Source organism: Micromonospora sp. CA-248089 (assembly GCF_050948515.1).
GTDB lineage: Bacteria > Actinomycetota > Actinomycetes > Mycobacteriales > Micromonosporaceae > Micromonospora.
Window position 1 is genome coordinate 3,460,242 of record NZ_CP192016.1, and the last position, 20,343, is coordinate 3,480,584.

The following is a 20,343-nucleotide window of genomic DNA, read 5'->3' on the forward strand; positions in this document are numbered from 1 at the left end:
GTGTGGGATGTCGGGACGGACCGGGTGGGTGGCGCGCTACACGCTGCGCCTCGGTCTGCTGCTCGGCGGCATGGCCGTGGTCTGGGGCGCCCACGAGGTCGCATCCGGCTCGGCCGCCCACGCCGCCGACCGTCCGTCCGGCCCGCTCACCGCCACGGTCGGGGTGCTCACCCACACGCTCGGGACGGCGCTCGGCCTGCCGATGTCCGGAACCGACGACGGCGGCGCGCCCCCTTCCGGGTCCGGCGGCGCCACGGCGGGGCCGACGGCGCCCGCCGCGCCTGTTCCCGACTCCGGCGCGCCCTCGCCGACGCCGGGTGTCTCCGCGCCGGCCCCGGGCCCGGTCCAACCGGCAGCGCCGGGAAAGGCCGAGCCGACAGCGCCTGGTAAGGCCGGACCATCGGCGCCGGGCGCGGTTCCGGCCGCGCCCGCCGAGCCGGCACCGGGCCGACCGGGCGGCGCGGCACCGGCCACCGGCCGGGTGGTCGAGGCGGTGGTGACCCCGGTCCGGGACCACGTGCTCACGCCCGTCGCCGACGGTCTGCGCCCGGTCACCGACCCGCTGCGCGATCACCTGCTCGCGCCCGTCGCCGACGGTCTGCGCCCGGTCACCGACCCGGTGACGGTGGGCGTGCTCGACCCGGTGGCGGACCTGCTGTCCCCGGTCGTGGAGCCGTTGCACCCGATCCTCGGCCCGGTCTGGCGGGGCCTGGAACCGGTGCTCGACCCGCTGGATCCGGTGCTCGACCCGCTCAGCCCGGTGACCGATCTGCTCGACCCGCCGGAACCCGGCCCGCCTCCGGCACCCGACGAACCCGTGCCCGGCCCGGCCGATCCGGGTACCCCGGTCGTCCCGGCCGACCCGGCCGCGACGCCGGCACCGGCACCGGCACCCGGGCGTGCGCACGACACGCCGCCCAGCGGACCGGTCCTCGCCGCCTCGGCGGCGCGCACCCCACCGTCGTCGGCGCGCGGTGGGTCGACAGCGTACGCAGCCGGGCACCGGCGACTGTCGGTCCGGCCGCGCACGTCACGACCGCGCCCGCCCTGCCGCTGCCGCTCGACGGCGTCACCCACGGCGGCGGCGCGGTGCACAGCGAGCCGGCCGACGCGCACGCGAACCGCTGGCGGCTGCCCGCGCTGACCCACCGGTACGCCCGACCGGCGGCCGAGCCGCTTCCGCCGTCGCGCACGTCGCGCCCCGGCACCAGACCCGCCTGAGCGGACTCCACAGGCACCACCTCCGATCCGGAGCACGGGCGTGTCCCGCCCGACTGCCGCATGCCGCGGCGGCGCCGCCGACTGTCGTCCGGCGCCCGCAACCGACCCGACAACGCCTGGACAAACAGGAGTTCGTTCATGAGCACTGCCCTGCCCGTCGTCCGCGCCCGATGGTGCGACATCGGCCGGATCGCCGATCTGGTCGCCGAGGCCCTCGCGCCCACCGCGCTGGCCGCCTGGCTCGTCCCCGACACCTCGCGCCGCCTGCCGGTCCTCGCCGCCGTGGCGCGGATCTGGACCGAACACGCGCTGCTGTTCGGCGACGCGTTCCTGCTGCCCGACGGCAGCGCCGCCACCGTCTGGTTCCACCGCTACCGCCCGATCCCCACCCCCCACCGGTACGCCGACCGTCTCGCCGGAGCCGCCGGGCCGGACGGGGACCGGTTCCGCCGCCTCGGTGCGGAACTGGCGGCACGGCGCCCGGCCGAACCGCACAACAACCTGGCGCTGCTGGCCGCGCCCCGGGGCGGCGCGGCGGAGGCGCTGTCCGCGGCGCAGCGCCGGATGGACACGTTGAGCCTGCCCACGTACGCGCACCCGTGCGCCGGTGAGCAGGAGGAGCTGCTGCGGCGACTCGGCTATGCCGAACGGGAGACATTCGCCGCCCCGGACGGCACGCCGGTGCGGTCGTTGTGGCGGTCGGCGCCGTTCCACGCGGGCGGCAGCGACAGGTGGCGGACCCGCCGGGCCGCCCGGCGGGAGCACGACGACCGGGCCGCCGGACGGGCGGCGCACTGACCGGGTGAGCCCCGGGCCGGGGCGGCGGCCGTCCGCCCCGGCCCGGACCCGCGCGTCCGGGTTCGTCGGCCGGTGCCGTTGGCGCAGCTCGGTTAGCCTGCGAGCCGGGCACGACTCAGCCGAGCAGTCGGAGGTAACGCGTGCGGAACAGCGGATCCACAGCGGGGCCGGGCGGCGCGCCGCCGGTGCGCCCCAGGCGCAAGCGGCGGCGTCTGCTGGTCGTCCTCGCGGTCTGCACGCTGCTGGCCGGCTGCGGGCTGGTGGCCGGCGGCTACTACTTCGACAGCGTGCCGACGCCCAGTGACCTGAAGCTGCCCGAGTCCACCACCGTCTACTACGCCGACGGGCGCACGCCGATGGCGAAGCTGGGCGCGCAGAACCGCACCATCGTGCCGTACGACCAGATGAACGACTCGGCGAAGCAGGCGATCGTGGCCGCCGAGGACCGTACGTTCTGGACCAACCGCGGCATCGACTTCAAGGGCGTACTGCGCGCCGCCTGGGCGAACGTGAGCGGCGGCCAGCGGCAGGGCGCGTCCACCCTCACCCAGCAGTACGCGCGCATCGCCGCGGATCTGCGCGGGGTCACCTACTCCCGCAAGCTGCGCGAGGCGGTGATCGCGTGGAAGCTCGACGACGCGTACTCGAAGGAGGAGATCCTCGGTTTCTACCTGAACACCGTGCCGTTCGGGCGGGGCGCGTACGGCATCGAGGCAGCCGCGCAGACGTACTTCGGCAAGACGGTGCGCCGGGACGCGCCGCCCGAGCGGCAGCTCACCCAGGCCGAGGCGATGGTGCTCTGCGCCATGGTCAAGCAGCCGGAGGCGGACCCGGCCGACCCCGAGGGCACGCCCGGCTACGACCCGCGCCGCAACGCGCTGGCCCGGCAGAACTCGATCGACAGGTGGAACTACATCCGCGACGGCATGGTCAAGCTCGGCTACCTGACGCCGCAGCAGGCAGCCGACCTCGCGTACCCGGACACGGTCCGGCCGATCGACAAGGACGCGGGACGCTCCGACCTGGACCGGCCGACCGGCCTGGTCGTCAACCACGTGCTCGCCGAGCTGCGCGAGACCGACCCGTTCCGCGGCAAGCCCGACGAGGTGATCCGCGACGGCGGCTACCGGATCGTCACCACCATCGACAAGCGGGTCCAGGACGCGGCCGAGGCGGCGGCGGACATCCGCCGCGACACCGCGCCGCAGGCGGTACGCGGCCAGCCGCGCAACTGGCAGGCGGCGCTGGTCGCGGTGGAGCCGGGCACCGGCCGGGTGCTCGGCTACTACGGCGGCGACAAGGGCTCCGGCGCAGACTACGCGGGCTGGTACTACGACGAGAACGGTGAGACCCGCGGCTTCGGCCAGCATCCGCCGGGGTCGTCGTTCAAGGTGTACGACCTGGCCGCCGCCGTCCGCGACGGGATCTCGGTGAAGCAGCGGTTCGACTCGCCGGACACCAAGGAGTTCCCCGCCTCGGGGCGGACCAGGGGCAGCGCGGCCGGGCCGATCCGCAACGCCGAGCGCGCGTCCTGCCAGCCGGACTGCGCGCTCTGGGAGGCCACCGTCGCCTCGCTGAACGTGACCTACTTCGAGCTGACCGAGAAGCTCGGCACCGACAAGGTGATCGAGATGGCCCGGCAGGCGGGCGTGGAGTCGATGTGGGAGACGGTCCGGGGCAATCCCCGGCCGCAGCGCGTCGACCTGCGCAGCGACCCGGCCGACGAGGTGGCGAAGCGGTTCTCCACCGAGGTCGGGATCGGGCAGTACGGCATCACCGTGCAGGACCACGCGAACGGCATGGCCACGTTCGCGGCCGGCGGCAAGCGCGCCGACGCGCACTTCGTCCGGTCGGTGAGCAAGGACGACGAGGAGGTGTGGACCGAGCAACTGCGCACCACCGACCTGGGGCTGGACCGGGAGGCGATCGACCAGCTGGACTGGACGCTGCGCCGGGTCCGGGCCGCCGAGTTGGGCAACGGCTGGGACTCCGCGGGCAAGACCGGCACCTGGCAGGCCGGGCAGAGCACCACCCAGAACGTGCACACCTGGATGGTCGGCTGGACCGGCGCGCTCGCCTCGGCCGTCTGGCTGGGCACCACCGACGGCAAGCCGCTGCGCACGAAGAGCGGCAGCTACGAGGTGTACGGCTCGACCGGCGCCGCGCCGATCTGGCGGCAGTTCATGACCCGGGCCACCGCGGCGATGAAGCTCGACCCGGACAAGCACCGGTTCGGCGAGCCGGCTTTCCCCGGCGAGACCCCGGAACCGACCCGGTCGGCGCCGCCGCCGACCACCGCCGCGCCCACGCCGTCGGCGTCGCCGAGCCCGAGCCCGACCCGGTCGAGCCCGAGCCCGGAGCCGACCGGTCGGCCGAGCTCACGGCCGACGCTGACACCGTCGCTGCCACCGCTGCCCACCGTGTCGCCGACGCGGACCCGCGGCCCGCGCTGACCCGGCCGGGCGGCGGTGCGACCGCCGCCCGGCCGAGCGCACGGCGGCCTCGCGTCTATGCGCGCCATTCGCACACAGCGGCAACGTCCGCAATTTGCACGGCACTTCATCCACCGTCGGCGATGTTCGCCCTGATCAGGGGCTATTGAAGATCATGGTTGCCTGAATCGGCGCGCGTCGCGACGCGCCCGACTGTCAGCCGTTGCCCAGGTCACCCATTGCTCCGGGCTCGGGCGGCGTGTGATTGTGCACCAGCGAGCAGCCGACCCCCGGCGACTCGCGACGGTCGATCTGTCGACCCGGAGCCACGCCGGCAGCTCCGGTGACCGGCCGTCACCCTGCCTCGCACCACCGCGCCGCCCGTCCCCACCGGGCTCCGTGCGGCGCGCCTGTAGAACAGGAGCAAACCCCCGTGAAACTCACACCTCGCTTCGCCGCGCTCACCGGCGCGGCCGCGGCCGGCATCCTCGCCGCCGGCACCGCCGCGGCCGTGCAGGCCGCGCCACCCGGACCCGCCGCCCCGGACCCGGCCCAGGCCCGCGCGGTCGCCGCCGACTCGGCCCGCGCGCTGGTCGCGAACCGCCCCGCCTACCTGCAGGCCGGCGCCGACGACGCGTTCGTCCAGAAGCCGGTCATCTCCTCCGAGGGCACCCAGTACGTGCCCTACGAGCGCACCTACAAGGGCCTGCCGGTGGTCGGCGGGGACTTCGTGCTCGCCACGGACGCGGCCGGCAACCTGAAGTACGCCTCGGTCGCCCAGCAGCGGCCCATCGGCGCCCTCGCCACCACGCCCGCGCTGACCCGGGACGCCGCCGCGACCACGGCGCGCGCCCAGCTCAAGACGGTCAGCGCCGTCGAGGGCACCACGCTCGTGGTCTACACGCTCGGCGCCGCACCGGCGCTGGCCTGGGAGACCACTGTTCGCGGCACCGGCGCGGACGGCCCCAGCCGGCTCACCGTCGACGTCGACGCCCGCACCGGCGCGATCCTGCGCACGCAGGAACACGTCGTCCGCGGCACCGGCACCGGCGCCTGGAACGGGCCCAGCCCGCTCACGCTCAACACCACCCAGTCGGGCTCCACGTACACCATGAAGGACCCGACCGTCACCAACCTGAGCTGCCAGGACTCGGCGAACAACACCACGTTCAGCGGCTCCGACGACGTGTGGGGCAACGGCACCGCCACCAACAAGGAAACCGGCTGCGTGGACGCGTTGTTCTCGGCGCAGACCGAGCACAAGATGCTCGCCCAGTGGCTGGGCCGCAACGGCGCCAACGGCAACGGCGGCTACTGGCCGATCCGGGTCGGTCTCAACGACCAGAACGCCTACTACGACGGCAGCCAGGTGCAGATCGGCAAGAACACCGCCGGCCAGTGGATCGGCTCGCTGGACGTGGTGGCGCACGAGATCGGTCACGGCATCGACGACACCACCCCCGGCGGCATTTCCGGCGGCGGTACGCAGGAGTTCGTGGCGGACACGTTCGGCGCGGCCACCGAGTGGTTCGCCAACGAGCCGTCCAGCTACGACGCACCGGACTTCCTGGTCGGCGAGAAGATCAACCTGGTCGGCTCCGGCCCGATCCGCAACATGTACAACCCGTCGGCGCTCGGCGACCCGAACTGCTACTCCAGCAGCATCCCGTCGACCGAGGTGCACGCCGCGGCCGGCCCGGGCAACCACTGGTTCTACCTGCTGGCCAACGGCAGCAGCCCGACCAACGGGCAGCCGTCCAGCTCGACCTGCAACAGCAGCAGCGTGACCGGCCTGGGCATCCAGAAGGCCATGAAGATCATGTACAACGCGATGCTGCTGAAGACGTCCTCCTCGTCCTACCTGAAGTACCGCGTGTGGACGCTGCAGGCGGCGAAGAACCTCTACCCGAGCAGCTGCACCGAGTTCAACACGGTCAAGGCGGCCTGGGCCGCGGTGAGCGTGCCGGCCCAGTCCGGTGAGCCGACCTGCGCCGGCGGCACCCCGACGCCCACGCCGAGCACCACGACCACCCCGCCGTCGGGCGGCTGCTCCGGCAACAAGCTCGCCAACCCCGGCTTCGAGTCGGGCAACGTGAGCTGGAGCGCCTCGTCCGGCGTCATCACCACCGACAGCGGCCAGGCCGCGCACGGCGGCTCGTACAAGGCGTGGCTGGACGGGTACGGCTCGTCGCACACCGACACGTTGAGCCAGTCGGTGACGATCCCGGCCGGATGCCGGGCGACGTTGAGCTTCTGGCTGCACATCGACAGCGCGGAGTCGACCACCAGCACCGCGTACGACAAGCTCACCGTCAAGGCCGGCAGCACCACGCTGGCGACCTACTCCAACCTGAACAAGGCCACCGGCTACGTGCAGCGGTCCTTCGACGTCTCGTCGCTCGCGGGCACCACGGCGACCATCTCGTTCAGCGGCGTGGAGGACAGCTCGTTGCAGACGTCCTTCGTCGTCGACGACACCGCGGTCACCCTGAGCTGACCGTGGCGTAGCGCGGCCGGTCGTCGTCCTCCCGGCGGCCGGCCGCCTCGTCGTCCCAGGCCGGGGCTACGTGCCGGGCCGGTGCTGCGCCTCGCCGCGCCCGGGGCGCGTGCGGCCGGGGTCAGGCCGGGCGCCCGGCCCGGGACGCGGTGCCGCGGTCGCGGTGGATCCGGGCGGCGGCCTCGTGCATCGCGCGGCCGAACAGCTCCGCCTGGTCACCCATGCTGCCGAGCCGGGCGGCGAGCGCGTCGGCGTCGGCCCGCGCCGACGCGCTGACCTGGGCGTCCAGCTCGGACAGGGCGGCGTTGGCGGCGGCGACGAGATGTCCGCAGAGGACGTCCAGGGGCTCGCCGGCCAGCTCCGGGTCGACCGTCACCGAATCCAGCCTGCCACCCTGGACGGCGACCGCGCGGACCCGGCCGCCGGCTGCCGTGCCCTCGGCGCGCAGCAGGTCGCCCGGCTCGCCGTCGGCGTGCGCCGAGGCCCGGGAGCGCATCGCCGTGAGAGCCTGCTGCGTGCGGGTCAGCAGCTCGTCGATGCTCGCGGCAGCCGAGAACGGGTCGTTGGTCATTTCCGCGCTTTCTTCACGTCTGAGCCGATCATCGTGACCCTAGCAACCGGCTCCGACGAATCGCGGTCAGCGGCCGTCACGGTCGGCGTCCCGGCGCCGCGAGCAGGCCGGACACCGGCGGCGCGGCGTGTCGCGGGCTGGCGAACGCCCGGCCGGGCGAACCGGCCGGGCGTCCGGAGCCGGTCAGCGCAGGCGCAGCCGCTGACCGGGGAAGATCAGGCCGGGGTCGTCGCCGACCACGGCCCGGTTGCGCTCGTGCAGGGCACGCCAGCCGCCGTTGACGCGCTGCGCCACGGCGATCTCCGACAGCGTGTCCCCGCGCCGCACCACGTACGTCTCGGCGCCTGGCGCAGGTTGCGGCGCCACCGTCGTCGCGGCGCGTTCCGGCCTCGCGGCGCGTTCCGGTGCGGCCTTGCGCGTGGTCGCCCGTTTCGGGGCCGCCTTCTTCGCGGCCGCCTTCTTCGGCGCCGCCTTCGGGGTGACCCGCTCGGACCGGGTCGCCGCGCTCGCCGAGCCGCCCTTCTTGCCGCAGACCGGCCACGCGCCGATGCCCTGACCGCGCAGCACCTTCTCGGCGACGGCGATCTGCTCGGAGCGGCTGGCCAGGTCGGCGCGGGCGGCGTACTTCTGGCCGCCGTAGCCGTTCCAGGTGGCGCGGGAGAACTGGAGCCCGCCGTAGTAGCCGTTACCGGTGTTGATCTTCCAGTTGCCGCCGGATTCGCAGCGCGCAACCGCGTCCCAGTTGACGCCCGCGCTGGCCGGAGCGGCCGGGCCGAACAGGGTCGCGGCGCCGACGGCGACGCCGGCCGTCATCGCTGCGAGAGCGGTACGACGACCCCGGGTCGAGTATTCAGTTGCCATGTGGATTCCTCCACGCCGACGAGGTGAGCTGTCGGGTTCGGGCCGAGGAGCCCGGCCGCCGGTGGCGGCTTCACCCCGAGGTGACGGTGCACCGTGGAACGTGTGGTTCCCCCGCTCCCGCGCGAGGTTCGGTTACCGGGGCCGGCGGCGGGATTTGGCGTTTCCGGCCTGCGGTGTCCGCGTCTGCGGACGAAACCGACGCTAGGAGCGATTTGCGACAATAGTCCACTTCTTGTGATGCTCTTCACCCGGCCGGACTACCACCTGTGGCGCTACCGTGGCAGGGCTGGACAAGATCACGGGAGGCGGAACCGATGACCGATCACGGACACGAGCTGACCTTCGGCGGCTTCATCACCCCCGCCGCCGGGCAGCCCGACCAGGTGGTGGCGCTCGCCCGCCTCTGCGAGCAGGTCGGGCTGGACCTGGTCACGTTCCAGGACCACCCGTACCAGCCCGGCTTCCTGGACACCTGGACGCTGATGTCCTACGTGGGCGCCGCCACCGAACGCGTCCGTCTGGCCGGAAACGTCCTCAACCTGCCGTTGCGCCAGCCGGTGGTGCTGGCCCGCAGCGTCGCCAGCCTGGACCTGCTCACCGGCGGCCGGGTCGAGCTCGGGCTCGGCGCGGGCGCGTTCTGGGACGCGATCGAGGCGGCGGGCGGGCGGCGCCTGTCCCCCGGTGCGGCCGTCGAGGCCCTCGACGAGGCGATCCGGGTGATCCGCGAGGTCTGGGACACCGGCAGTCGCGGCATGATCCGGGTCGACGGCGAGCACTACCGAGTGGTCGGCGCCAAGCGTGGCCCGGCGCCCGCGCACCCGGTGGGCATCTGGGTCGGCGCGTACAAGCCGCGCATGCTGCGCCTGGTCGGCCGCGCCGCGGACGGCTGGCTGCCGTCGCTGTCGTACCTGCCGAAGGGCCCCGACGAGCTGCCCGCCCTCAACGCGCTGGTCGACGAGGGCGCGGCGGCCGCCGGACGCGACCCGGCTGCGATCCGCCGCATGCTCAACGTGACCGGCACGTTCGCCCGCTCGTCGGCCGGTTTCCTGGCCGGGCCACCGGAGCAGTGGGTGGAGGAGCTGGCCGGGCTCACGCTGGAGCACGGCATCACCACGTTCATCCTCGGCAGCGACGAGCCGCGCGCGATCCAGATCTTCGGCCAGGAGGTGGCGCCCGCGGTCCGGGAGCTGGTCGCGGCCGAGCGCGCCGCGCCCACCGGCGGCACCCGCGCGGCGTCCGACGAGCAGACCGCCGCCGGCCTCCCGAGCACGCTCGGCGTCACCCCCACCCCCGACCCGGGGGTACGCCTGAGCGCGCGCCGCCCGTGGGACGAGTCCACCCGCCCGAGCGCCCCGCAGCCGCCGGCCGGACACGCCTACCCGGCCCGGGGACAGGCCGCCGGGCAGCACCTGGTGGACGTGCACGACCACCTGCGCCAGGAGCTGGCCCAGGTGCGGGACCTGCTGGAACAGGTCAAGCGGGGCAGTGTCTCGCCGGGCCGGGCGCGGGCCGCGCTGAACGAGATGACCATGCGGCAGAACAACTGGACGCTCGGGGCGTACTGCGCGGCGTACTGCACCATGGTCACCCAGCACCACGGGCTGGAGGACGCCTCGATCTTCCCGCACCTGCGCCGCTCCGAGGCCGGGCTGGCGGCGGTGCTGGACCGCCTCGAGGAGGAGCACGTGGTGATCCACGGGGTGGTGGAGAGCGTCGACCGGGCGCTCGTCGAGCTGGTCCGCCGGCCCGGCGACTTCACGCAGCTCCAGGAGGCGGTGGACCTGCTCACCGACACGCTGCTGTCGCACCTGTCGTACGAGGAGCACCAGATCGTCGAGCCGCTGGCCCGGCACGGCTTCTTCCCCGGCCAGCTGTGAGGTAGCTGACTTTTGCTTTCCTAAGTCAGGGGGTACCGTCGACGCCATGACGGACCTCCTTGCGCAGCGTGACTCCTGGTCCACCGCCAACTGCTCGATCGCCCGGGCGCTCGAGGTGGTCGGCAACCGCACCACGCTGCTCCTGTTGCGGGAGGCGTCGTTCGGCACCCGCCGCTTCGACGACTTCGCCCGGCGGGTCGGCGTCAGCGAGCCGGTGGCCGCCACCCGCCTCAAGCAACTCGTCGCCGACGGGCTGCTCGACCGGCGTCCCTACCGCGAGCCCGGGCAGCGCACCCGCGACGAGTACGTGCTCACCGCGAAGGGCAGCGACCTGATCCCGGTGCTCGTCGCGCTGCGGCAGTGGGGCGACACGTACGCCGCCGACGAGGCGGGTCCGGCGGTACGGGTGGCCCACGACGAGTGCGGCGCGGCGGTGCACGTCCGGCTGCGCTGCGACGCCGGGCACGACGTACCGCCCGGTGAGCTCGCCGTGCTGCCCGGTCCGGGCCTGCTGTCCGCCTGACCTCCCTTCCCCACCACCTCTCGGAGCGAGACATGAAGATCGCTGGAAGCACCGCCCTGGTCACCGGCGCCAACCGCGGCTTCGGCCGGCACCTGGCCGCCGAACTCGTCGCGCGTGGCGCCACCGTCTGGGCCGGCGCGCGCGACCCGGACACCGTGGACCTGCCCGGCGTCACCCCGGTACGGCTCGACATCACCGACCCCGCGTCGGTGGCCGCCGCCGCGGAGCGGGCCGGGGACCTGACGCTGCTCGTCAACAACGCCGGCGTGAGCACCGGCACCGACCTGCTCGACGGCGACCTCGAGAAGATCCGGCTGGAGCTGGAGACGCACTACCTCGGCACGCTGTCGGTGGTGCGGGCGTTCGCGCCCCGGATCGTGGCCAACGGCGGCGGCACGATCCTGAACGTCCTGTCCGCGCTGTCCTGGTTCACGTTCCCCGGCGTCGGCGCGTACGGCGCGGCGAAGGCCGCCGAGTGGTCGATGACGAACGCCCTGCGCGTGGAACTGGCCGGGCGGGGTGTCCGCGTCGCCGGCCTGCACGTGGGCTACATGGACACCGAGATGGCCGCCGCCGTCCCCGGCCCGAAGGCGCACCCGGCCGACGTCGCCCGGCTCGCGGCCGACGGCATCGAGTCCGACAGCTACGAGATCCTCGCCGACGACGTCGCCCGGCGGGTCCAGGCCGGGCTGTCCGGCGGCGTGGCCGCGCTCTACCCCGCGCTCCCCTGAGCGCCACCTGTTAAGAGGGGGCCCCTCCTATCGCGTAGGCGATAAGAAGGGGCCCCTCCTTACAGCTAGAGGCCGCGGGCGAGGCGGTCGGCGAGGATGCGGGTGAACCGGGCCGGGTCGGCCAGCTCGCCGCCCTCGGCCAGCAACGCCATGCCGTACAGCAGCTCGGCGGTCTCGGTCAGCGCGGCCGTGTCGCCACCCTCCCCGTGCGCCTTGCGCAGCCCGGTGACCAGCGGGTGGGCCGGGTTCAGCTCCAGGATCCGCTTGACCTGCGGCACCTCCTGGCCCATGGCCCGGTACATCTTCTCCAGCGTCGGCGTCATGTCGTGCGCGTCGCCCACCACGCAGGCCGGCGAGGTGGTCAGCCGGGTGGACAGGCGTACCTCCTTGACGCTGTCGGCGAGCGCGCCGCCGAGGAACGTGAGCAGCTCGGCGTACTCCTGCCGCTCGGCCTCGGCCTTCTCCTTCTCCTCCTCGGTCTCCAGGTCCACCTGCCCCTTGGCGACCGAGCGCAGCGTCTTGCCGTCGTACGCGCCGACGCGCTCGACCCACACCTCGTCCACCGGGTCGGTGAGGATCAGCACCTCGTAGCCCTTGGCGCGGAACGCCTCCAGGTGCGGCGAGTTCTCGATGGTGGCCCGGTTCTCGCCGGTGGCGTAGTAGATCTCGCTCTGACCGTCCTTCATCCGCTCCACGTACGCGCGCAGCGTGGTGGGCTCGGCCGGGTCGTGGGTGCTGGCGGCGCGGACCAGCTCCAGCAGCGTCTCGGTGTTGTCCGGGTCCTCCAGCAGACCCTCCTTGACCACCGCGCCGAACTCGGTCCAGAACGTGCGGTACGACTCGGCGGACATGTCCTTGAGCGTGGCGAGGACCTTCTTGACCAGCCGGCGGCGCACCGCGCGGATCTGCCGGTCCTGCTGGAGGATCTCCCGGGAGATGTTCAGCGACAGGTCGTGCGCGTCCACCACGCCCTTGACGAAGCGCAGGTAGTTGGGCATCAGCGCGTCGCAGTCGTCCATGATGAACACGCGCTTGACGTAGAGCTGCACGCCGCGGCGGCCCTGCGGGGAGAACAGGTCGAGCGGGGCGTGCGAGGGCAGGAACAGCAGCGCCTCGTACTCGAAGGTGCCCTCGCCGCGCATGTGGATGGTTTCGAGTGGGTCGGCCCAGTCGTGCGCGACGTGCCGGTAGAACTCCTTGTACTCGGCCTCGTCGACCTCGTCCCGCGAGCGCGCCCAGAGCGCCTTCATCGAGTTGAGCGTCTGCTCCTCGCGGGTGGTGGCGCCGTCCTCGCCGGGCTTGTCGACTGTCATCCGGATCGGCCACGAGATGAAGTCGGAGTACCGCTTGACGATCTCCCGGATCGTCCACTCGGCGGTGTAGTCGTGCAGGTTGTCCTCGGTGTCGACCGGCTTGAGGTGCAGCGTGACCGAGGTGCCCTGGGGCGCGTCGGCGACCTCCTCGATCGAGTACGTGCCCTCCCCCGCGGACTCCCAGCGGGTGCCGCCGGACTGCCCGGCGCGGCGGGTCAGCAGCGTCACCTTGTCGGCGACCATGAACGTGGCGTAGAAGCCGACGCCGAACTGGCCGATCAGCTCCTGGGAGGCGGCGGCGTCGGACGACTCGCGCAGCTTGCGCAGCAGTTCGGCGGTGCCGGACTTGGCGATGGTGCCGATCAGGCGGACCACCTCGTCGCGGGTCATGCCGATGCCGTTGTCCCGCACGGTGAGCGTACGGGCGTCCTTGTCGGCCTCGATCTCGATGTGCAGGTCGGCGGTGTCGGCCGGCAGGTCCTTGTCGACGAGCGACTCCAGCCGCAGCTTGTCCAGCGCGTCGGACGCGTTCGAGATCAGTTCGCGCAGGAAGACGTCCTTGTTCGAGTAGATCGAGTGCACCATCAGCTGCAACAGCTGACGGGCCTCGGCCTGGAACTCCAGCGTCTCGACCCCGTCGCTCACACCGACTCCCTTCCCTCTGGCGGGTCCTACGGCGGAAAGGATACGAGGGGTGACCGCCGCGGTACGCACCGGCCGCCCCGGAATTCGACTGGTACAACCAGTTGACGGGTTGACGTGCGCGGGGCCACACTGCTGCGCATGACCTTCGATCCCGCGCCCCGCGTCTCGGTCTCCGACCACGTCTTCGGCCGGCTGCGCGACGCGATCGTCTCCGGCCGGTACGCGCCGGACGAGACGCTGCCCGGCGAACGGGAACTGGCCGGCGCGTTCGCGGTCAACCGGCACGCGGTCCGGGAGGCGCTGCGCCGCCTGCAACAACTCGGCCTGGTCCGGGTCAGCCAGGGCGGCGCGACCCGGGTGCTCGACTGGCGGGTGCACGCCGGGCTGGACCTGGCGCTGTCCCTGGCCCGCTCCGGCGACGTACTCCCGGTCGAGACGCTGGTGCGCGACATGCTGGAGATGCGGGCCTGCGTCGGGATCGACGCGGCCCGGCTCTGCGCGGAGCGCGGCGACGCGGCGGTCGTCGCCGCCGTGGTCCGGGCCGCCGAGGAGTACGGCGACCTGGCCCCCGACCTGGACCTGATGAACGAGGCGAACATCGCCATCTGGCGGCTGGTCGTGCGCGGCAGCGGCAACACCGCCTACCAGCTCGCCTTCAACAGCCTGGTGGCCGGCACCTTCGCGGTCGGCGACGTCCCTCCGGACGCCCGCGCGGCCGAACTGCTGGACGTCGCCGGGCACCGCCGTCTCGCCGCCTCGATCGCCTCCGGTCAGGGCGCGGCGGCGGCCCGGCACGCCCGGGAGCTGCTGACCGCGCCGGTCACCCCCACCCCCACCCCCACCACCCCCGGAAGGGAAGCGCGCGCATGATCCCCGCCGTGCTGTACGCCGTCCCGGCGTTCCTGCTCCTGATCGTCATCGAGGCGGTCTCCTACCGCTTCCTGCCCGACGACGACGAACGCGGCTACGAGCTGCGCGACACCACCACGAGCCTGTCGATGGGCCTGGGCAGCCAGATCATCGGCTTCCCGTGGAAGCTGCTCACCGTCGGCCTGTTCGCGGCGGCGTGGACCGTGGCGCCGGTGCAGCTGTCCCCCGGCGACTGGTGGACCTGGGTGATCCTGTTCTTCGCCGACGACCTGGCCTACTACTGGTTCCACCGCTCGCACCACGAGGTACGCGTGCTCTGGGCCAGCCACGTCGTGCACCACAGCAGCGTCTACTACAACTTCTCGACCGCGTTGCGGCAGAGCTGGACGCCGATGACCTCGCTGCCGTTCTGGCTGGCGCTGGCGCTGCTCGGCATCCCGCCGTGGATGATCTTCCTGCAGCAGTCGGTCAGCCTGCTCTACCAGTTCTTCCTGCACACCGAGCGGATCAAGGTGCTGCCCCGGCCGATCGAGTGGATCTTCAACACGCCGTCGCACCACCGGGTGCACCACGGCTCGAACACCGAGTACCTGGACCGCAACTACGGCGGCATCCTGATCATCTGGGACCGGCTGTTCGGCACGTTCGAGCCGGAGCGGGCCACCGCGCGCTACGGGCTGACCACGAACATCGGCACCTACAACCCGCTGCGAGTGGCCACCCACGAGTTCGCCGCGATCTGGTCCGACGTACGCCGGGCACGCTCCTGGCGGCACCGCCTCGGCTACCTGTTCGGCCGTCCCGGCTGGCAGCCGGTCCGATGAGGCGGCTGCTGCCCCTGTTCGGGCTGGTCGCCGCCGTCGAACTGGTCGGCGTCGCGCTCGACTCGACGGTGCTCCAGTGGCTGGCCAAGCCGCTGCTCGCGCCGGTGCTGCTGGCGTACCTCTGGGCGCACCGGCGCCGCATCGACGCGGTGGCGGTCGGCCTGGTCGCCGCCACCGCGGGCGACGTCGCCCTGCTCCTGCCGGGCGAGACCGCGTTCCTCGCCGGCATGGGGTTCTTCCTGGTCACCCAGGTCGCATTCATCACCGCCTTCGTGCGGCACCGTCGTGCGCCGGCCCTGGCGTGGGCCGGTTACCTGCTCGCCTGGGCGGGCGCGAACGCGCTGCTGTGGGGCATGCTCGGGCCGCTGCGGCTGCCGGTGCTCGGCTACAGCCTGGCGCTGTGCCTGATGGCCGCCGCCGCGACCGGGGTGTCCGCGCGGGTCGCCGCGGGCGGCGCGCTCTTCCTCGTCTCCGACCTGCTCATCGGCGTGGGCGCGGCCGGAATCGAGCTGCCCGGGCGGGGCCTGCTGGTGATGACCACCTACTGCGCGGCGCTGCTGCTGATCACCACCGGCTGGGTGACCGCGACCCGCCCGGCGACCGGCCCCGAGTCGCCGCCCGCGGGTACCCTGCTCGCGTGGCCAGGGAGAACGGGCGCAAGCTGATCGCCTCGAACAAGAAGGCGCGGCACGACTACGACATCCTCAAGACGTACGAGGCGGGCATCGTGCTGGCCGGCACGGAGGTGAAGTCGCTGCGCGAAGGGCGGGTGTCGCTTGTCGACGCGTTCGCCCAGGAGCGCGACGGCGAGATCATGCTGTACGGCCTGCACATCGCCGAGTACGGCTTCGGCACCTGGACCAACCACGCGCCCCGGCGCACCCGCAAGCTGCTGCTGCACCGGGTGGAGATCGCCCGCATCCTGGAGAAGCTGCGCGACGGCGGCATCACGCTGGTGCCGCTGTCGATGTACTTCGCCGACGGCTGGGCCAAGGTGGAGCTGGGCCTGGCCCGGGGCCGCCGGTCGTACGACAAGCGCCAGACGCTCGCCGAGCGGGACGCGAAGAAGGAGATCGCCCGGGAGATGGGCCGCCGCCTCAAGGGCCGTACGACGGCGCGGCGGGACTGAGCGCGCCGTTTTCTGTCCCAGGCCGGTGGCACGCTGAGGCGCATGACCGATCTGACCTGGAACCCGCTGCTCCGCGAACAACTCACCTGGCACTGGACCTACCAGTTGCGCGACCGCCTCGCCGGGCTCACCGACGCCGAATACCTCTGGGAGCCGGTCCCCCGCTGCTGGAGCCTGCGACCACGCGCCGACGGCGGCACGCCGGCGATCGACTTCGCGATGCCGCAGCCGGACCCGCCGCCGTTCACCACCATCGCGTGGCGGCTCGCGCACGTCATCGTCGGCGTGCTGGCCATGCGCAACGCGTCGCACTTCGGCCGCGCGCCGACCGACTACGCCTCGTTCCCCTACTCCCCCACCGCGGCCGGCGCGCTGGCCCAGCTCGACGAGGAGTACGCCGCCTGGACGGCGGGGGTCGAGGCGCTCGGCGAGGACGGCCTGGCCCGCCCCTGCGGCCCGGCGGAGGGGCCGTTCGCGGACGTCCCGATGGCCACGCTCGTGCTGCACATCAACCGGGAGGTGATCCACCACCTGTCCGAGGTGTGCCTGCTGCGTGACCTGTACCGCCACACGCCGGAGGCCGCACGGTAAATACAAGGTTTCTTGTACATCATCTGTTGTAGGTCTAGTCTGTCGATATGACGGACGGAACCGCCAACCGGCGCGTGAGCGACCCGCGAGCCATGCGGGCGCTGGCCCACCCCACCCGGCTACGACTGCTCGGCGAGCTGCGCCTGCGCGGCCCGCAGACGGTCGGCATGCTCAGCGAGCGCACCGGCGAGGCGGTGGGTTCGGTCAGCTACCACGTCGGCAAGCTGGCCGAGCACGGCTTCGTGACCGAGGCCCCCGACCTGGCCCGCGACCGGCGCGAGCGGTGGTGGCGGGCCGCGCACGCCACCACCGACTGGGATCCGCTCGAACTGCTCGACGACCCGGAGCGCCGGCTCGCCGGCAACCTGCTGCGCCAGGCCGCCATGCAGCGCTACGTGGACCGCTACCAGGCGTACCTGGACTCCGAGGCGAGCCTCGACCCGGCCTGGGTACGCGGCACGACCAGCAGCGACATCGTGCTGCGCCTGACGCCGGAGGAACTGGTCGAGCTGCGCGACGAACTGTCCGCGCTGGGCCGACGCTGGCAGGAGCGCGGCGCACCCGGCCGGGCCGGCGCCGAGATGGTCACGCTGATCTGGCAGGCGTACCGGGGGCCGCAGTGACCCGCGACCGCCGGCCGCTGGCCGGACTGCTGATCGGGCACGCCGTCTCACTGACCGGCAACGTGCTCACGCTCATCGCGCTGCCGCTCTACGTGCTGGCCGAGACCGGCTCACCGGCGGCCACCGGACTGGCCGGAGCGTTCGCCACCGCGCCGGTGGTGCTCGGCGGCGCGTTCGGCGGCGTGCTCGTCGACCGGATCGGCTACCGGCGCTCCAGCGTGCTCGCCGACGTGGTCTCCGGCGTGACCATCGCCGCCGTACCCCTGTTGCACGCCACCGTCGGCCTGCCGTTCCCGGCGCTGCTGGCCCTGGTCTTCGTCAGCGGCCTGCTGGACACACCCGGGCAGACCGCGCGCACGGCGTTGCTCCCGGAGGCCGCGGCGGCGGCCGGGGTGCCGATCGAGCGGGCGGTCGGCTGGGCCGAGGCGACCTCGCGCGGCGCCCGGATGATCGGCGCGCCGGTGGCCGGCCTGCTCGTCGGCGTGTTCGGCGCGCTGCCGGTGCTGGCGGTGGACGCGGTGACGTTCGCCGTGTCGGCGCTCGTCGTGGCGCTGCTGGTGCCACGCCGCCTGAGCCCCTCCGGCGAGGAGAGCGAGCCGGAGGCCGGCGGCTACTGGCGGCAGTTCGCCGCCGGGCTGCGCTTCCTGGTCCGCGAGCCGCTGCTGCGCGCCATGGTCCTGCTGGTGCTGGTGACGAACCTGTTCGACGCGGCCAAGAGCCAGGTGCTGCTGCCTGTGGTCGCCGACCGGGAACTCGGCGGCCCGGCCGCGTTCGGCCTGCTGGTCGGCGTCATGGGTGGTGGCGCGCTGGTCGGCTCGCTGGTGTTCAGCGCGATCGGGCACCGGCTGCCCCGCCGGGCCACGTTCGTCACCGCGTATGTGTTGTGCGGCGCGCCGCCACTGTGGGCGCTCGCCGCCGCACCGCCGCTGCCGGTGGTGGTCGCCGTGGTCGCGGTCGCCGGGCTGGCCGCGGGCTCGCTCAACCCGCTGATGGGCGCCGTCGAGCTGGAGCGGGTGCCGCCCGCGATGCGGGCCCGGGTGTACGGCGTGATCGGCGCGGGCGCGTGGGCGGCCATGCCGGCCGGCGCGGTCGGCGCGGGATTCGCCGCCGACCGGTTCGGCCCGACGTCCACGCTCGTCGTGATGGGCGCGTGCTACCTGCTGGTGGTGCTGACGCCGCTGCTGGGCGGCCCGTGGCGGGACATGCGCCGGCCCACAGTGGTGCGGCAACGCGAGCCGGAGCCGACGTCGGAGCGCCAGCGGGAAACGCTCTCTTGACATCGACCGACTTCGTTCATACCTTCATCGAAGTCTATTTGTATGGTTTGTTAACCGTTGGGCGGGGCCGGCCGCCGTGACGGTGACAGCCACCACCCCGCAGGAGGCGCCCCGTGCGCACCATCCGTACCCTCGCCGCCCTGGCGGCGACGGCGGTCGGCCTCACCGCCGCCCTCGCCGTCGTCCCCCACTCCCCCGCGATCGCCGCCCCCGGAGCGGTCACCTGGTCCGACGACTTCAACGGCCCGGCCGGCGCCGCCCCCGACGCGAGCAAGTGGCGCTACGACATCGGTGGCGGCGGCTGGGGCAACAACGAGTTGCAGTACTACACGAACAGCACCCGCAACGCCGCGCTCGACGGCAACGGCAACCTGGTCATCACCGCCCGCCGGGAGAACCCGTCCGGCTACTCCTGCTGGTACGGCAGCTGCCAGTACACCTCGGCCCGGCTGCTCACCAACGGCACGTTCGCCCAGGCGTACGGGCGGTTCGAGGCGCGCATCAAGGTCCCGCGTGGACAGGGACTGTGGCCGGCGTTCTGGATGCTCGGCAACGACATCGGCACGAACCCGTGGCCCGGCAGCGGCGAGATCGACATCATGGAGAACGTCGGCTACGCCCCCTCGACCGTCTGGGGCACGCTGCACGGCCCCGGCTACTCCGGCGGCAACAGCGTCGGCGCGTCCACCTCGCTGCCCGGCGGGCAGGCGCTCGCCGACACCTTCCACACGTTCGGTGTGGACTGGGCGCCGGACTCGATCACCTGGTACCTCGACGGCGTGGCGTACTCCCGCAAGACCCCCGCCGACCTGGGCGGCAACCGCTGGGTCTTCGACCACCCCTTCTTCATGATCATGAACGTGGCGGTCGGTGGCAACTGGCCCGGTTCGCCGGACGGCAGCACCACGTTCCCGCAGACCATGACCATCGACTACGTCCGGGTGCAGGCGTGGGACAACGGCGGCGGGGGCACCGGCGGCCAGATCATCGGGTACGGCACCAAGTGCGTCGACGTGGCCAGCGCCGGCACCGCCAACGGCACGCCCGTGCAGCTGTGGACCTGCAACGGCACCGCCGCCCAGCGCTGGACCTGGAACGCCGACGGCTCGGTACGCGCGCTCGGCAAGTGCCTCGACGTGGCCGCCGGGTCGACGGCGAGCGGCGCCAAGGTGCAGCTCTACGACTGCAACGGCACCGGCGCGCAGAAGTGGGTGTTCAGCGTGGCCGGGGACATCGTGAACCCCCAGGCGAACAAGTGCCTGGACGCTACGGGTCCCAGCTCGGCCGACGGCACCCGGCTGCAGATCTGGGACTGCACCGGCGCCGCCAACCAGAAGTGGCGCCGCTGACCAGCGCCCCGGCCCGGGGCGGGCGGCACAAACCGCCCGCCCCGGCCACCCCCCGCACCCCCTTCCCCGCGATCTTGCACTTTCGGCCTGAGTCGCGCCCCGAATGCCCCGTTCGCCCGGGCACAAAGCGCAAGATCGCGGGCAGGGGTGCGGCCGACCCACCGGCTCCCTGCGCGGCGACCTGCCCGGCCACCCATATCGGCCAGGTGCG

At 73.2% G+C, this 20,343-nt stretch carries 18 protein-coding genes and 1 riboswitch; of the genes, 15 read left to right on the plus strand and 3 right to left on the minus strand.

Going from position 1 to position 20,343, the window contains the following annotated elements:
* Nucleotides 1–7 precede the first annotated feature (7 nt).
* From ACQP26_RS16520 to ACQP26_RS16535, 4 genes are all read left to right on the plus strand, one after another.
* A complete protein-coding gene (locus tag ACQP26_RS16520) occupies nucleotides 8–1,144 on the plus strand; it encodes a hypothetical protein (protein ID WP_433493289.1) in 1,137 nt (378 codons plus the stop codon).
* 215 nt (nucleotides 1,145–1,359) lie between these two features.
* Nucleotides 1,360–2,019 carry a hypothetical protein gene (locus ACQP26_RS16525; protein ID WP_281577731.1) on the plus strand — a complete coding sequence of 220 codons (660 nt, stop codon included), beginning with the start codon at nucleotides 1,360–1,362 and terminating at the stop codon, nucleotides 2,017–2,019.
* 140 nt (nucleotides 2,020–2,159) lie between these two features.
* Nucleotides 2,160–4,472 carry a transglycosylase domain-containing protein gene (locus ACQP26_RS16530; RefSeq protein WP_433493290.1) on the plus strand — a complete coding sequence of 771 codons (2,313 nt, stop codon included), beginning with the start codon at nucleotides 2,160–2,162 and terminating at the stop codon, nucleotides 4,470–4,472.
* Between the two features lie 412 nt (nucleotides 4,473–4,884).
* Complete coding sequence (locus tag ACQP26_RS16535; protein ID WP_433493291.1) at nucleotides 4,885–6,948, plus strand: M4 family metallopeptidase; 2,064 nt, start codon at nucleotides 4,885–4,887, stop codon at nucleotides 6,946–6,948.
* A gap of 121 nt (nucleotides 6,949–7,069) precedes the next feature.
* Here the strand turns inward: ACQP26_RS16535 and ACQP26_RS16540 are convergent, their stop codons facing one another.
* Nucleotides 7,070–7,519 carry a YbaB/EbfC family nucleoid-associated protein gene (locus ACQP26_RS16540; protein WP_269705842.1) on the minus strand — a complete coding sequence of 150 codons (450 nt, stop codon included), beginning with the start codon at nucleotides 7,517–7,519 and terminating at the stop codon, nucleotides 7,070–7,072.
* 183 nt (nucleotides 7,520–7,702) lie between these two features.
* On the minus strand, nucleotides 7,703–8,380 hold the full coding sequence (locus ACQP26_RS16545) for a transglycosylase family protein (protein ID WP_433493292.1): 678 nt from the start codon (nucleotides 8,378–8,380) through the stop codon (nucleotides 7,703–7,705).
* A riboswitch (cyclic di-AMP (ydaO/yuaA leader) is annotated at nucleotides 8,379–8,524 on the minus strand. (Overlaps the previous gene by 2 nt.)
* Nucleotides 8,525–8,694: 170 nt before the next feature.
* On the opposite strand from ACQP26_RS16545, the gene ACQP26_RS16550 reads away from it, so the two are divergent.
* From ACQP26_RS16550 to ACQP26_RS16560, 3 genes are read left to right on the plus strand one after another with little or no spacing between them, the layout of a single operon-like run.
* A complete protein-coding gene (locus tag ACQP26_RS16550; protein ID WP_269705840.1) occupies nucleotides 8,695–10,257 on the plus strand; it encodes an LLM class flavin-dependent oxidoreductase in 1,563 nt (520 codons plus the stop codon).
* A 46-nt stretch (nucleotides 10,258–10,303) separates the two neighbouring features.
* Entirely contained in the window at nucleotides 10,304–10,780 is a 477-nt protein-coding gene (locus tag ACQP26_RS16555; protein ID WP_433493293.1) for a winged helix-turn-helix transcriptional regulator, read from the plus strand.
* Nucleotides 10,781–10,812: 32 nt separating this feature from the next.
* Nucleotides 10,813–11,511 (plus strand): SDR family oxidoreductase, encoded by a 699-nt coding sequence (locus tag ACQP26_RS16560; RefSeq protein ID WP_433493294.1) that lies wholly within the window; start codon nucleotides 10,813–10,815, stop codon nucleotides 11,509–11,511.
* Nucleotides 11,512–11,576: 65 nt separating this feature from the next.
* On the opposite strand, the gene htpG is transcribed toward ACQP26_RS16560, so the two are convergent.
* Nucleotides 11,577–13,409 carry a molecular chaperone HtpG gene (gene htpG, locus ACQP26_RS16565; protein WP_433496152.1) on the minus strand — a complete coding sequence of 611 codons (1,833 nt, stop codon included), beginning with the start codon at nucleotides 13,407–13,409 and terminating at the stop codon, nucleotides 11,577–11,579.
* A 198-nt stretch (nucleotides 13,410–13,607) separates the two neighbouring features.
* Here htpG and ACQP26_RS16570 point away from each other — a divergent pair, with 198 nt between their 5' ends.
* From ACQP26_RS16570 to ACQP26_RS16605, 8 genes are all read left to right on the plus strand, one after another.
* A complete protein-coding gene (locus tag ACQP26_RS16570) occupies nucleotides 13,608–14,339 on the plus strand; it encodes a FadR/GntR family transcriptional regulator (protein ID WP_269705835.1) in 732 nt (243 codons plus the stop codon).
* Nucleotides 14,336–15,163, plus strand: a complete 828-nt coding sequence (locus ACQP26_RS16575; RefSeq protein ID WP_269705834.1) for a sterol desaturase family protein — start codon at nucleotides 14,336–14,338, stop codon at nucleotides 15,161–15,163. The genes ACQP26_RS16570 and ACQP26_RS16575 overlap by 4 nt, the downstream gene beginning before the upstream one ends.
* Nucleotides 15,160–15,828: a lysoplasmalogenase gene (locus ACQP26_RS16580; RefSeq protein WP_433493295.1), complete on the plus strand. Its 669-nt coding sequence runs from the start codon at nucleotides 15,160–15,162 to the stop codon at nucleotides 15,826–15,828. The genes ACQP26_RS16575 and ACQP26_RS16580 overlap by 4 nt, the downstream gene beginning before the upstream one ends.
* A complete protein-coding gene (smpB, locus tag ACQP26_RS16585) occupies nucleotides 15,801–16,292 on the plus strand; it encodes an SsrA-binding protein SmpB (RefSeq protein ID WP_433493296.1) in 492 nt (163 codons plus the stop codon). The genes ACQP26_RS16580 and smpB overlap by 28 nt, the downstream gene beginning before the upstream one ends.
* 42 nt (nucleotides 16,293–16,334) lie before the next feature.
* Nucleotides 16,335–16,883, plus strand: a complete 549-nt coding sequence (locus tag ACQP26_RS16590) for a DinB family protein (RefSeq protein ID WP_433493297.1) — start codon at nucleotides 16,335–16,337, stop codon at nucleotides 16,881–16,883.
* 47 nt (nucleotides 16,884–16,930) lie between these two features.
* The gene (locus tag ACQP26_RS16595) at nucleotides 16,931–17,506 is read left to right on the plus strand and encodes a helix-turn-helix domain-containing protein (RefSeq protein ID WP_269705830.1); all 576 of its coding nucleotides are present in this window, start codon (nucleotides 16,931–16,933) and stop codon (nucleotides 17,504–17,506) included.
* Nucleotides 17,503–18,783, plus strand: coding sequence for an MFS transporter (locus ACQP26_RS16600; RefSeq protein ID WP_433493298.1), 1,281 nt, complete (start codon nucleotides 17,503–17,505; stop codon nucleotides 18,781–18,783). The genes ACQP26_RS16595 and ACQP26_RS16600 overlap by 4 nt, the downstream gene beginning before the upstream one ends.
* 113 nt (nucleotides 18,784–18,896) lie before the next feature.
* The gene (locus tag ACQP26_RS16605; protein ID WP_433493299.1) at nucleotides 18,897–20,132 is read left to right on the plus strand and encodes a ricin-type beta-trefoil lectin domain protein; all 1,236 of its coding nucleotides are present in this window, start codon (nucleotides 18,897–18,899) and stop codon (nucleotides 20,130–20,132) included.
* Nucleotides 20,133–20,343: the final 211 nt, after the last annotated feature.

Coding starts and splice junctions, on each gene's coding strand:
- ACQP26_RS16550 (WP_269705840.1), top strand. CDS start 8,695: ATGACCGATCACGGACACGAGCTGACCTTCGGCGGCTTCATCACCCCC.
- ACQP26_RS16595 (WP_269705830.1), top strand. CDS start 16,931: ATGACGGACGGAACCGCCAACCGGCGCGTGAGCGACCCGCGAGCCATG.
- ACQP26_RS16570 (WP_269705835.1), top strand. CDS start 13,608: ATGACCTTCGATCCCGCGCCCCGCGTCTCGGTCTCCGACCACGTCTTC.
- ACQP26_RS16575 (WP_269705834.1), top strand. CDS start 14,336: ATGATCCCCGCCGTGCTGTACGCCGTCCCGGCGTTCCTGCTCCTGATC.
- ACQP26_RS16520 (WP_433493289.1), top strand. CDS start 8: ATGTCGGGACGGACCGGGTGGGTGGCGCGCTACACGCTGCGCCTCGGT.
- ACQP26_RS16590 (WP_433493297.1), top strand. CDS start 16,335: ATGACCGATCTGACCTGGAACCCGCTGCTCCGCGAACAACTCACCTGG.
- ACQP26_RS16525 (WP_281577731.1), top strand. CDS start 1,360: ATGAGCACTGCCCTGCCCGTCGTCCGCGCCCGATGGTGCGACATCGGC.
- ACQP26_RS16555 (WP_433493293.1), top strand. CDS start 10,304: ATGACGGACCTCCTTGCGCAGCGTGACTCCTGGTCCACCGCCAACTGC.
- ACQP26_RS16545 (WP_433493292.1), bottom strand. CDS start 8,380: ATGGCAACTGAATACTCGACCCGGGGTCGTCGTACCGCTCTCGCAGCG.
- ACQP26_RS16580 (WP_433493295.1), top strand. CDS start 15,160: ATGAGGCGGCTGCTGCCCCTGTTCGGGCTGGTCGCCGCCGTCGAACTG.
- ACQP26_RS16560 (WP_433493294.1), top strand. CDS start 10,813: ATGAAGATCGCTGGAAGCACCGCCCTGGTCACCGGCGCCAACCGCGGC.
- htpG (WP_433496152.1), bottom strand. CDS start 13,409: ATGGTGCACTCGATCTACTCGAACAAGGACGTCTTCCTGCGCGAACTG.
- ACQP26_RS16540 (WP_269705842.1), bottom strand. CDS start 7,519: ATGACCAACGACCCGTTCTCGGCTGCCGCGAGCATCGACGAGCTGCTG.